The sequence below is a fragment of the Luteolibacter sp. Populi genome, assembly GCF_040801775.1.
Taxonomy (GTDB): Bacteria; Verrucomicrobiota; Verrucomicrobiia; order Verrucomicrobiales; family Akkermansiaceae; genus Haloferula.
Genome location: NZ_CP161812.1, coordinates 5774052 through 5785826 on the forward strand (window position 1 = coordinate 5774052; position 11775 = coordinate 5785826).

Below are 11775 nucleotides of genomic sequence, written 5' to 3' on the forward strand. Positions count from 1 at the left end.
GCCATGACATGAACCCGGAAACACCCCCCACCACACTCTGGCAGGACCTGCGGTCGCTGCCCGGGGAATACTGGATCCTTTTCAGCGGCACCCTGGTGAACCGCTTCGGGCACTTCGTGATTCCCTTCCTGGCGATCTACCTCAGCCGGCAGGGCTACGATGCCAGGGTCATCAGTTTCACCATGGCGGCTTACGGCGCGGGTGCGCTGATCGCGGGCGCGATCGGCGGCTACCTGGCGGACCGCATCGGGAGACGGTCGACGATGTTGCTTGCCTGCGTCGGGTCCGCGCTCTCCATGCTATTGCTGTCGCAGGCCCATAGCGTCCCCGAGTTTGTGGGCGCCACCTTCATGAACGGCTTGCTGTCGGCGATCTACGGTCCCGCTTCGGGAGCTTTGATCGCGGACCTGATTCCGCCGCACCTACGGGTCCGGGCTTATTCGTGCCAGCGCTTTGCGATCAATCTCGGCTTTGCCGCCGGCATGGCCACCGCGGGCTTCATGGCGGAGCGGTCCTTCTTCGCACTCTTCGTGGCCGATGCTGCGACGACGCTGATCCTCGGTGCGCTGGTGTTCTTCGGAGTGAAAGCGCGGCCACGGATTGCCAGGGAACTGAGCGGCTGGGGGATTGCGCTGCGGCACATGAAAACCAACGTGCCCTTCCTGCTGGCAAACGGCGCGGGTTTCCTGATCGGGGTCGTGTTCTGGCAGATGAGCAGCAGCTACGCCTTGCAAGCCACCAAGGGCGCGGGGCTGGACGAGCGGGCCTACGGCTTGCTGATGGCCCTGAACGGGATTCTCATCGTGTTCCTCGAATTGCCGCTGACCAGTTACACCAAGCGCTTCCCGCCGGTGCTGACGATGGCGGTCGGCTATGGGATCGTGGGCCTCGGGATGGGCATGAACGCGTTCGGTCCCACCATCTTCATGCTGATCACGAGCATGCTGGTCTTCACCCTTGGCGAAATGATCGCCCTGCCAGTGAACAGCAGCTACATGGCCGCGCTGGCACCGGACGAGATGCGCGGGCGCTACCAGGGTGTGATGTCGATCTCGTGGAGCAGCGCGACGATGGTCGGCCCCTCGCTCGGGATCACGATGTATGGATACAACCCGCCGCTGCTGTGGGGGGCGATCTTCGTGCTGTGCTTGGTCGCTGCCGGGCTGACGCTTGCCAGCGGGCGGAAGCGCTATAACCCCGTGACCGATTGAGTGGGCGGGTGACGCTATATGGAGTGCGGCGGCACGACCTGTCCGTTAGCCACATTCCGTCCCGTCTGACGCGCCAGCGCCCGGGACCGCGGAGGCTCCGCCCCGCAGAAGCTACCAAATCAGCGCTATCCATCACGCGGTGGTGGTGGAAAGCGCCGTTGATTGGCTGCCTACCTGTCCGTGTCGCGGACAGCGAGGGACCATTCTGCGGGCCGGTGGCTCCGCGCTCCCAGCGGTAGAGCCGTCCGTGAAGCATCACGAAGATGTGGGTAAGGGGCAGGCCGTACCGCCGCACTCCATAGAACGCCCCCGAAAGCGGCGATCAAGCGTAGCTCCGGATCGACAGGTGCACCGCATCGAAGGTCAGCGGTTCCTTGTGCAATTCCGGAGCAGCACCTTCGCCCTTGTACTCCCATGCGGAGACGTGGCAGAAGGTTTCGTCGTGACGCTTGGCCTCGCCGGCCTGGGTCTTGCCGGACTGCACTTCGGGGTCGGCTTCGGTGAATTGGTGCTCGGTGCGGAAGTGGCCGCCGCAGGATTCCTCGCGGTCGCGGGCGTCGTAGCACATCATTTCGCCGAATTCGAGGAAGTCGGCAACGCGGCCGGCCTTCTCGAGTTCCATGTTGGTGATGTCGCCGGAGCCGGGAACGCGGACGTTCTGCCAGAATTCCTCGCGGATCTTCGGGATCTCGGCGATGGCCTCGGTCAGGCCTTCGCGGGAGCGGGCCATGCCGCATTTGTTCCACATGATCTCGCCAAGCTGCTTGTGGAAGCTGTCCACGGTCCGCTTGCCATTGATCGAGAGCAGGCGGTTGGTCCGCGCGGTGACCTCTTCTTCCACCCGCTTGAATTCCGGGTGATCGGTCTTCACCGCGCCCGGCTTTTGCGAGGCGAGGTAGATCGCGATCGTGGTCGGGATCACGAAGTAGCCGTCGGCCAGGCCCTGCATCAGGGCCGAGGCCCCGAGGCGGTTCGCGCCGTGGTCGGAAAAATTCGCCTCGCCCAGCACGTGCAGGCCGGGGATGTTCGACATCAGGTTGTAGTCCACCCAGAGGCCGCCCATGGTGTAGTGCACCGCGGGGTAGATCATCATCGGGCGCTTGTAGGGATCTTCGCCGGCGATCTTCTCATACATCTGGAAGAGGTTGCCGTAGCGGGCGCGGATGGTCGGCTCGCCGAGGCGGCCGATGGCATCGCGGAAATCCAGGTAAACGCCGAGGCCGGTCTTGGCGATGCCGCGGCCGTCGTCGCAGGCTTCCTTCGCGGCCCGCGATGAGATGTCGCGCGGGGCTAGGTTGCCGTAAGAAGGATACTTGCGCTCGAGATAGTAGTCGCGGGCATCCTCCGGGACATCGGCGGGGTTCAACTCACCCTTGCGGACCTTCGCGGCGATCTCCTGGGTCTTCGGGGCCCAAACGCGGCCGTCGTTGCGGAGCGACTCAGACATCAGGGTGAGCTTCGACTGGTAGTCGCCGCTGACCGGGATGCAGGTCGGGTGAATCTGGGTGTAGCAAGGGTTCGCGAAGTAGGCCCCGCGCTTCGCCGCCCGCCACGTCGAGGTGACGTTGCAGCCCATCGCATTGGTCGAGAGGAAGAAGACATTGCCGTAGCCGCCGGTGGCCATGATCACGGCATCGCCGGCATGGGAGCTGATCTTGCCGGTGGTCATGTCGCGCACGACGATGCCCTTGGCGTGGCCGTCCACGAGCACGAGATCGAGCATCTCGGTGCGCGGATACATCTTCACGCCGCCCTTGTGGATCTCCTTCTCCAGCGCCTGGTAGCAACCGATGAGAAGCTGCTGCCCGGTCTGGCCGCGGGCGTAGAAGGTGCGGGAAACTTGGGCACCGCCGAAGGAGCGGTTGTCGAGCAGGCCGCCGTATTCGCGGGCGAAGGGCACGCCCTGCGCCACGCACTGGTCGATGATATTGACCGAGACCTCGGCGAGGCGATGGACGTTCGCCTCGCGGGCGCGGAAGTCGCCACCCTTCACCGTGTCGTAGAAGAGGCGCTGCACCGAGTCGCCGTCATTCTGGTAGTTCTTCGCGGCATTGATCCCACCCTGGGCTGCGATCGAGTGCGCGCGGCGCGGGCTGTCCTGATAGCAGAAGCACTTCACCTGATAGCCGAGCTCGGCAAGCGTCGCCGCGGCGGAGCCACCTGCGAGTCCGGAACCGACCACGATGATGGTGAACTTCCGCTTGTTCGCCGGATTGATCAGCTTCGAGTCGAACTTGTGCTTGGACCACTTCTGGTCCATCGGACCGTCCGGAATTTTGCTATCAAGAGCCATCTGAATGAAAAATGAAGAGTGAAAAATGAAAAGTGCTTGAATCAGCTCTTCTGGTTGCGGCGAGCGGTTTGGAGGGAAGCCAAGAAGATCGCGAGCAGTTCGTTGGCCTCCTTCAGAAGTGGTGAGACTTTGGTTGCGGGCAGGATTTTGTCTTCGATGATGAGTTCCATCCAGAGGGCCGACTCGTCAGCTTCTTCAATGGCGGTTCCGATTTTTGAAATGAAGTCGGCCCTGGATTTTCCTAAACAAGCTGCGCGGTAGTTGGCGGCGACCGATGTCCCGGAGCGGATGAGTTGGTTGGCGATTGGATTGGCAACCCGGTCATTCGGCAAAGCGCGTACCAAACGCATCACCCGAAGGGCGAATTGTTTGCAACGGGCTTTGAGCTCGATGTTTTCCATGGCTCCCAATTTTCATTTTCCATTTTTCACTTTTCCATTTCTCACTTCCCTTTGCCGAAGCCGAAGACGAGAATGGCGATCGGGATCGAAATGAATCCGAGGTAAATCACCAGCGCGTAGCCCTTGGAAATGGCTGTCACCATCGGCGCGGACTTCTTCGAGCGGAAGCCGAGGGTCTGGAACATCGAGCCGACGCCGTGGCTGAGGTGCGAGCAGAGCATCGTCATCGCGATCAGGTAGAAGAGCACGACGTACCACACCGAGAAGCCGTCGATGACCATCTTCCACGCGTCGATGCGGGCTTCCTTCTCCTCGTAGAGATGCTCCGAATCAACGTAGCTGCCGTAGGTGTTCCCCACGTGCAGGGTGAAGTGCATCAGGTGGTAGACGATGAAGGCGAGGATGGTCAGGCCGGTGTAGATCATCCCCTTGGCCGACTTGGTGGTCTGGATGGTGGTGGGATGCGCGTAGGCGGTGCGGGCGGCACGGTTCTCGCGGGTCAGCGAGATCGTCGCGGCGATGTGCAGGACGACCGCCACCAGCAATCCGGCGCGGGCGATCCAGACGCCGACGCCGTGGAAGAGCTCGTGGAGCTGCTGGGCGTAGTCGTTGAAGTGGTCGCGACCGGCGAAGACCAGCAGGTTCCCCGCGAGGTGCCCGGCTAGGAAGCCGACAAGCACCAAGCCGGTGACGGCTACGATCATCTTGCGTCCGATGGAAGACTTCCAGACGCGGGAAACGATTGGGAATGAAGAAACTGCGACGGCGCTCATGAACGGTGATCTCGAATCGGCCCGCGGGAGAATTACGGCCCGCTCCGCTGGCATGCAAGGGGAGACTCCCCTCCGCGCAGGATCAGGCGTGAAAAAAGCAGATGGGTGGGATTAAAACGGTTTGGCGAGGGCCATGTAGGCGGCCACGGCTCCCAGGAGCACGCAGATGCCGAGCAGGGCGGCGGCGGGCAGCACCTTCCGCTTGGCCAGTGCCGGGGCGGCACCGAGGAAGAGCCAGATCACCAGCTTCACCTGCCACCAGTGCTGGTCCATCGGCGGCTTTTTCAGCATCGCGAATCCCAGAAGCAGCAGCAGGAGCAGCGAAATCCCGTGGAGGGCGCTGGCCAGCTTGCGGTTTTTCTCATCCGCGGCGGCGATGATCGCGCCGATGGCGGCGAATGCGCCGAGGGCTCCGGCGATGTGGAGCGTTTTGAGGAGGAAAGGATCCATGCCCGAGTCTTGGGCCGAGGGGTCGGGCCGGGCAAGGGAAACCTCCGGCCGAGCTGCCTGAAGCCGGTCAGCTTAAACCGTCGCGGCCAGCTTTGGGATCGCGGCGAGCAGCTTCTGCGTGTAGGCATTCTGCGGATTGGCGAAGAGAGCCTCGGCCTCGCCTTCTTCCACGATCTTGCCCTTGTACATGACCACGATCCGGTCGGCGAGGTAGCGCACGACGCCGAGATCGTGGGTGATGAAGATCATGGTCAGGCCCAGCTCCGCGCGCAGCTTTTTGAGCAGATTGAGGATCTGGGACTGGATCGAGACGTCGAGGGCGGAAACAGGCTCGTCCGCGATGATCAGCTTTGGCTCCGGGGCGAGGGCCCGGGCGATCGCGATGCGCTGGCGCTGGCCGCCGGAGAATTCGTGCGGGTATTTCTTCTGGAAGCGGGGATCGAGGCCGACGGTCTCCAACAGGCGGACCACGCGGCTCTCCATATCGGCGCGGGAGATGCCGCGGTGGCGCTGGCGGATCGCCTCGGAGAGGGTGGAGAAGACGGTCATCCGCGGGTTGAGCGAGGCGTAGGGGTCTTGGAAGACCATCTGGAAGTCGAGGCGGCGCTTGCGGACTTCCCCGGCCGGGAGTTGGGCCAGGTCCTCGCCATTGAGGATGATCGAGCCGGCAGTGGGACGGATCAACTGCATGACCGTGCGCGAGAGCGTGGACTTCCCGCAGCCGGACTCGCCGACCAGACCGAGGATTTCGCCGCGTTCGATCGACAGGCTGACCCCGTCCACGGCCCGGATCGTTTCGACGGTCGGAGCGAGGAGCGAGCCGGAGCGCTTCTTGAAATGGGTCTGGAGGTCGCGAATTTCGAGGTAAGCCACGGGCCTTTCAAAGCAGGCCCGGGACCGGGCGGCACGGAAAAAAAGGTGGTCCGCACAGTCCTCTGTGCGGTTGAAGCAGTTCTTGCGGTGGTCGGAGACCGGGTGACCCCGGAGATGGCCGCCGGAGCAGTGAGGGTTTCCATGCGCTACCAGAGCGGCTTCGACCGCACAGAGGATTGCCCGGCTCCGGGAAATTAAAGTGCGGGGCTATCTCCGGCTGCGCCTCCGGTTGTGCGAACCACCTTTCGGGGATGGTGGCCGGGGCAGTCGGGGTTTCCATGCGCTACGAGAGCGGCTTCGGCCGCACAGAGGACTGTGCGGACCACCTTTTTAAAACCCCTCTTTACCTTCCACTGCTCCTTGCCTCAGGATGATCTGATAGGAATGGGAACCGAGTTGGCCCGTGCCCTGCTAATCCGATCTCCACCCCAAGAATGCGCATGTTTGAGGCCTACGAGGCAGATGGATTTTTCGATGAGATGTTCGCCCCGGGCGGCGAGGTGCGGCCACACTACCGCGCCCTGCTGAACCGTTTCTCCGGCCTTCCCTTGGCGGATTTCGAGGCGAGGCGCGCTTCCTGCGACCAGCATTTCCTCCGCCAGGGAGTCACTTTCAACGTCTATCACGACGACCAGGGGACCGAGCGGATCTTCCCCTTCGATCCTGTGCCGCGGGTGATCCCGGCGGACGAGTGGGAGCATCTGGAGGCGGGGCTGACCCAGCGGATCATCGCGCTGAATCTCTTCCTTCACGACATCTACCACGAGCAGCACATCCTGCGCGACGGGATCATCCCGCGCTTCTACATCGAGGAGGCGAAGCACTATCGGCCCGAGTTCCGCGGCATGAACGTGCCGAAGGATATCTACATCCACATCTGCGGCAGCGACCTGATCCGCGGCGCGGACGGCACCTACTACGTGCTGGAGGACAATGGCCGCTGCCCTTCCGGTGCTTCCTATCTGCTGGAGAACCGGAATGCGCTGAAGCGGGCATTCCCCGCTCTTTTCGAGTCGCTGGGCGTCCGCTCGGTGGATGCTTACCCGCGCGAGCTGCTGGACATGCTCCACCACGTCTCGCCGCACCGCGAGGGCGAGCCGGTCTGCGTGCTGCTGACCCCGGGCTGTTACAACAGCGCCTACTTCGAGCACTGCTACCTGGCCCGCGAGATGGGCATCGAGATCGTGGAGGGCCGCGACCTGGTGGTGATGGACGATTTCGTTTACATGCGCACGACCAAGGGCCTCGTCCGCGTGGACGTGATCTACCGCCGGATCGATGACGACTTCCTCGACCCGCAGGTTTTCCGCAAGGACTCCTGCCTCGGCGTTCCCGGCATCATGCGGGCCTATCAGGCCGGGCATGTGGCGCTGGCGAATGCCGTCGGCACCGGCGTGGCGGATGACAAGGTGATCTACTACTTCGTCCCGAAGATCATCGAATACTACCTCGGCCAGGATCCGATCCTGCCGAACGTGCCGACCTTCCTGGCCTCGGAAGAGAGCGACCGGAAATACATCCTCGAGCACTTGCCGGAACTGGTCGTGAAGGCCGCCAATGAATCGGGCGGCTACGGGATGCTGATGGGGCCTACCGCGAGCAAGGAAGAACTCGCCCTGTTCAGGGACAAGATCATCGAGGATCCGCGCAATTTCATCGCCCAACCGGTGGTGGCCCTGTCCCGCTCGCCGACCTGGTGCGGGGACGATGGCATGGAAGGCCGCCACATCGACCTGCGGCCCTACATCATCTACGGCAGCGACGTGAAGATCGTTCCCGGCGGCTTGACCCGCGTGGCCCTGCGCAAGAACTCGCTGGTGGTCAATTCCTCCCAGGGTGGCGGCAGCAAGGACACCTGGGTCTTGAAATAACTTACCTCATGCTCTCCCGCGTTGCCAATAGCCTCTACTGGATGGTCCGCTACATCGAGCGGGCCGATAACCTTGCCCGCCTGATCGAAGTCAACGGCCAGCTCCTGCTCGACCACGAGCGCCTCGACAGCGAACGCCTGCGCGCCTTCTGGAAGCCGATCATCCTCAGCACCGGCGACGAGGCGCTGTTCGCCGAGCACTACAGCGAGGCGGGCAGCGTGGAGGTGATCCGCTTCCTGACCGACGACCGGAAGAACCCCAGCAGCATCGTCTCCTCGATCGCCCAGGCGCGGGAGAACGCGCGCATGGTCCGCGACCAGCTTTCGGAGGAACTGTGGGAAGAGCTGAACTCGCTCTATCTCTTCATCAACTCCCGCGACGGCGAGATGCTGCTGGCGGCCGATCCCACGCGCTACTACGAGACGATCCGGCGTGCCACCTTCGCCTTCCATGGCATCGCTGCGGCCTCGATCGCGCGCACCGAGGCTTGGGAATTCATGGACCTGGGCCGGCATCTGGAGCGGGCGGACAAAACCACCCGCTTCCTGGACATCACCAGTTTCCTGCCGGAATCCGAGGTGCCGGGGAACGGTGCCGTCACCTTCCATTGGACGGCGATCCTGCGCTCGTGCGGAGCGCTCGGGGCCTTCCGGGCAGCGCACCGTGGCGAGCCGACCGCCGAAACGGTGGTGGGCTTCCTGATCTTCTCCCACCAGTTCCCGCGCTCCGTCCGCTTCTGCGTGGACCGCATCGACCGCAATCTTCACAGCATCTCCGGAGGACCGCGCGGCACTTATACGAACGATGCGGAACGCGTCGCGGGCCGGCTGTTAGGCGAATTGGCTTACGGCTCGCCCGGCGAGGTTCTCGCGAGCGGCCTGCACGAATACCTCGACCAGACGCAGGAGAAGTTCAACTCGATCGGTGAAGAGCTCTTCCGCACCTATGTGCTGCTGCCCGACGCCAACAACAACCGCCCGCCGATTCCCGCGGCCAACATGAGCGCAGTGGTGGCTTGGCAGATGGCCCAGCAGCAGCAATAGCGCCGTAGCAATTTCCCGCGTTTTGAATCAGGAACCTCCCGAACTTGGCGCACGTCCTGCGCCCACACCCGGACCGCTCATGGCACAGCCCTTGCAGCCAGGCCCCGTTTTCCGTGTGCTCCACCGGACCGTCTTCGACTATGATGCGCCGGTGCGGGACAGCATGAACACGCTTCACCTGGAGCCGCGCACCTTCCCTTTCCAGCGCACCTTGTCGGCGGTGGTCAGGGTGCTGCCCGCCACCCGGGTCCGGCGCTTCAACGACCTTTTCCAGAACGTCACCCATCACTTCGAGATCCCCGGCGACCATCGCCGGCTTGAGATCGAGAGCCGCATCCGGATCCAGAATCTGCCGCTTGAGTTGTCGGAAGCCGACCAGCATGTGATGCTCCATGATTATCGCGGCGGGGACATTCCGGAGCGGACCTGGGCCTACCTTCAGGACAGCCCTTTCGTGTCGCGGAATCCTCACGTTTGGAAGCACGCCATCGACATCACCAGCGGCATCGGTCCGGTTTTCGAACAGGCGGTGGCGATCATGCACTGGATCCACCGGAATTTCCGTTACGAGACCGGCTCGACCAGCGTCAGCACGCGGATCGAGGAAGCCTTTGCGCTGCGCCGCGGGGTCTGCCAGGACTTCACGCACGTGATGCTCGGGCTGTGCCGGTCGATTGGTATTCCGGCGCGCTATGCATCCGGCTATCTCTACAATGGCCCCAAAGACCATTTGGTAGGTGCCCAGGCCTCGCATGCGTGGGCGGAGGTCTTTTTCCCGGGCACCGGCTGGATCGGTTTCGATCCCACCAACGAGACGCTGGCGGACGAGCGCTACATCAAGATCGCCGTCGGGCGGGACTATGATGACGTGGCACCTGTCCGCGGCACTTACCACGGCAGCGGGCATTGCAAGATGTCCGTGTATGTGGAGGTGGAGAAGGTGGAGTGACGGGGGCAGCCCCTCCACGTATCACCCATCTCCCGCCACCGGGATCAGCTTCACCGATCTCAGATTCATCAAGCCGATCCCTTTGATCTTGAGCGGGCGGACGTGAAGCGCCATCAGGCCCGGCTGGGAAATGGTGACGGTCCCCGCGCTCACTTCCCGGAACTCCCGCCAATGCGAGGTCGAGCTGAGGCTGCAATGCAAGGTCTGGTCTAACAGGCGGATCTCGACCTCTCCGCCCGACTCGCTGCCGACGGCGGCGTCCAGCATCACCTCGAAACGGCCGGGGAGTTTGGCTTCGCTGCCATCGGCGTTGCGGGGGGTGAAGGGATAGCGCATCATGAAGGGGAACCACACGCTCTCACCGGTGTCAGACCAGAAGCCGATGTGGCTTTCCTCCATGCGCATCGGGTTGGTGGCGGTGACCGAGGGTGAGAGCACCGCCTGCGTGGCGAGGAGGGTGATCGAGCGGTCCGGTGCCTGGCGCGGGTAAGGCGAAAAATCGAAGACCGGCGGGCCGTTCAAGCGCACTGCGACGACCGGCAGGGGATCGGACGGATCGGGCGGATTCGCGGGCAGGCGGATGGTGGGCGGCCCGTTTCCGGATTGCTCGATATCCACGAAGCCGGTGCCTAACAGGGTGGCCGAGCTGCAAGGCGTGTCGAGGCCTTCCAAGGACAGCAGCCCGCCCTCCGGCCACTCGCGGATGTGGCAATACAAGGTGGGATCGCGGTCGTCGGCGGAGAGGGTGATCCAGCCCTTGAAGGGGGGATAGAGCAGGGGCGAGCCGGTGGTGCCGTAGATCGCCTCGCCATGGGTGCCGAGCCATTTGCCGACCTCACGCAGGGTGCGCGCCGCCGGATCGGGAATGCGGCCGTGCGCGTCGGGGCCCACGTTGAGCAGCAGGTTGCCGCCCTTGCTCGCGACTTCGGCGAGCAGGCGGATCACGTCGGCCGGGCCCTTCCACGAGTTGTCGTGATGGCTGAAACCGAAGCTCTCGTTCAAGGTGTGGCAGGCTTCGAAGATCCGGCCATTGTAGCCTGCGGGCGGGACGTATTTCTCCGGCGTGAAGAAGTCGCCGTAGGGATTCTCAAGCCCGCTCCAGAAGCGGTTGTTGACGATCGCCGCGGGTTGGTGGGTGCGCCAGATGTCTAGGATCGAGCGGGTGCCCCAGTGGGCTCCCTCGCTGCCGGCGGAGGAGTAGTCGACCCACAGGATGCCCAGGGGGCCGTAGCCCGAGGCCAGTTCGGTGAGGTGCTGGTGCAGGTAGCGCCGGTAGCGCGCGGCATCCGGATACTGCCAATCGATGAGCGAGTAGTAGGCTCCGGGTACGAGACCTTCGCTGCGGAAGCTATCGGTGAACTCGCGGAAGAGATCTCGCCCGGCGGGCGAGATATTGGTGCTGCCCGTGACCGGATTGTGCACCGAGTATTCCGACTTGCTGTTGAAGAGCGTGTAGCCCTCGTGGTGCTTGGCGGTGAAGACGGCATATCTCATGCCGGCTTCCCTCGCCAGCTTCGCCCACTCCGCGGTGCAGCCTGGTTCGGGTTTGAAGAGCGGCTTGAGCGCCGTCCCGTATTCCGGTTCGCCGACCGATGCCCAGGTGCGGATGCGCTCCGCCTGCTGCTGCTCGTAGCGGATGCCTTTCGCGGGATCGGGAGGCCAGTAACCGCCCGCCGCGGAGTAGAGGCCGAGGTGAATGAACATTCCGAAGCGCGCCTCGCGGAACCACTTCACGCGCTGCTCGTGGTCGGCCTTCCACTCCTCGCTGCCGGCGAAGGCCATGATCTCGGGATCGCCGGTCGAAGCTTCATCGGCGGCGAGCGCTTGCGCTGCCAGGAGCGCGCAGCAGAGCGAGGATCGGAAAAGGAATCGGCTCATCGCCCGATGCTAGCGGAATGCGGCGGGGAAACA

10 protein-coding genes are annotated in these 11775 nt (G+C 63.6%); 4 read left to right on the plus strand and 6 right to left on the minus strand.

The features are described from left to right. Positions 1–8: 8 nt before the first annotated feature. Entirely contained in the window at positions 9–1211 is a 1203-nt protein-coding gene (locus ABWK72_RS23445) for an MDR family MFS transporter (protein WP_367872002.1), read from the plus strand. Between the two features lie 322 nt (positions 1212–1533). Here the strand turns inward: ABWK72_RS23445 and ABWK72_RS23450 are convergent, their stop codons facing one another. From ABWK72_RS23450 to ABWK72_RS23470, 5 genes are all read right to left on the minus strand, one after another. Further along, positions 1534–3504, minus strand: coding sequence for a fumarate reductase/succinate dehydrogenase flavoprotein subunit (locus tag ABWK72_RS23450; RefSeq protein WP_367872003.1), 1971 nt, complete (start codon positions 3502–3504; stop codon positions 1534–1536). Between the two features lie 41 nt (positions 3505–3545). Next, a complete protein-coding gene (locus ABWK72_RS23455) occupies positions 3546–3905 on the minus strand; it encodes a four helix bundle protein (protein WP_367872004.1) in 360 nt (119 codons plus the stop codon). A gap of 41 nt (positions 3906–3946) precedes the next feature. Further along, on the minus strand, positions 3947–4732 hold the full coding sequence (locus tag ABWK72_RS23460) for a succinate dehydrogenase cytochrome b subunit (RefSeq protein ID WP_367872005.1): 786 nt from the start codon (positions 4730–4732) through the stop codon (positions 3947–3949). A gap of 57 nt (positions 4733–4789) precedes the next feature. Then, the gene (locus tag ABWK72_RS23465) at positions 4790–5128 is read right to left on the minus strand and encodes a hypothetical protein (protein ID WP_367872006.1); all 339 of its coding nucleotides are present in this window, start codon (positions 5126–5128) and stop codon (positions 4790–4792) included. A gap of 72 nt (positions 5129–5200) precedes the next feature. Further along, a complete protein-coding gene (locus tag ABWK72_RS23470) occupies positions 5201–6001 on the minus strand; it encodes an ATP-binding cassette domain-containing protein (protein ID WP_367872007.1) in 801 nt (266 codons plus the stop codon). A 440-nt stretch (positions 6002–6441) separates the two neighbouring features. Here ABWK72_RS23470 and ABWK72_RS23475 point away from each other — a divergent pair, with 440 nt between their 5' ends. From ABWK72_RS23475 to ABWK72_RS23485, 3 genes are all read left to right on the plus strand, one after another. Beyond that, complete coding sequence (locus tag ABWK72_RS23475) at positions 6442–7872, plus strand: circularly permuted type 2 ATP-grasp protein (protein ID WP_367872008.1); 1431 nt, start codon at positions 6442–6444, stop codon at positions 7870–7872. 8 nt (positions 7873–7880) lie between these two features. Next, complete coding sequence (locus ABWK72_RS23480; protein WP_367872009.1) at positions 7881–8915, plus strand: alpha-E domain-containing protein; 1035 nt, start codon at positions 7881–7883, stop codon at positions 8913–8915. Between the two features lie 115 nt (positions 8916–9030). Next, positions 9031–9864 carry a transglutaminase domain-containing protein gene (locus ABWK72_RS23485; RefSeq protein ID WP_367872010.1) on the plus strand — a complete coding sequence of 278 codons (834 nt, stop codon included), beginning with the start codon at positions 9031–9033 and terminating at the stop codon, positions 9862–9864. A 21-nt stretch (positions 9865–9885) separates the two neighbouring features. Here the strand turns inward: ABWK72_RS23485 and ABWK72_RS23490 are convergent, their stop codons facing one another. Next, on the minus strand, positions 9886–11742 hold the full coding sequence (locus tag ABWK72_RS23490; RefSeq protein ID WP_367872011.1) for an alpha-L-fucosidase: 1857 nt from the start codon (positions 11740–11742) through the stop codon (positions 9886–9888). Positions 11743–11775 lie beyond the last annotated feature (33 nt).

What these genes read in the sequence shown, in the direction of transcription:
- ABWK72_RS23445 (WP_367872002.1), top strand. Translation starts at nt 9, where the DNA reads ATGAACCCGGAAACACCCCCCACCACACTCTGGCAGGACCTGCGGTCG.
- ABWK72_RS23450 (WP_367872003.1), bottom strand. Translation starts at nt 3,504, where the DNA reads ATGGCTCTTGATAGCAAAATTCCGGACGGTCCGATGGACCAGAAGTGG.
- ABWK72_RS23455 (WP_367872004.1), bottom strand. Translation starts at nt 3,905, where the DNA reads ATGGAAAACATCGAGCTCAAAGCCCGTTGCAAACAATTCGCCCTTCGG.
- ABWK72_RS23460 (WP_367872005.1), bottom strand. Translation starts at nt 4,732, where the DNA reads ATGCCAGCGGAGCGGGCCGTAATTCTCCCGCGGGCCGATTCGAGATCA.
- ABWK72_RS23465 (WP_367872006.1), bottom strand. Translation starts at nt 5,128, where the DNA reads ATGGATCCTTTCCTCCTCAAAACGCTCCACATCGCCGGAGCCCTCGGC.
- ABWK72_RS23475 (WP_367872008.1), top strand. Translation starts at nt 6,442, where the DNA reads ATGTTTGAGGCCTACGAGGCAGATGGATTTTTCGATGAGATGTTCGCC.
- ABWK72_RS23480 (WP_367872009.1), top strand. Translation starts at nt 7,881, where the DNA reads ATGCTCTCCCGCGTTGCCAATAGCCTCTACTGGATGGTCCGCTACATC.
- ABWK72_RS23490 (WP_367872011.1), bottom strand. Translation starts at nt 11,742, where the DNA reads ATGAGCCGATTCCTTTTCCGATCCTCGCTCTGCTGCGCGCTCCTGGCA.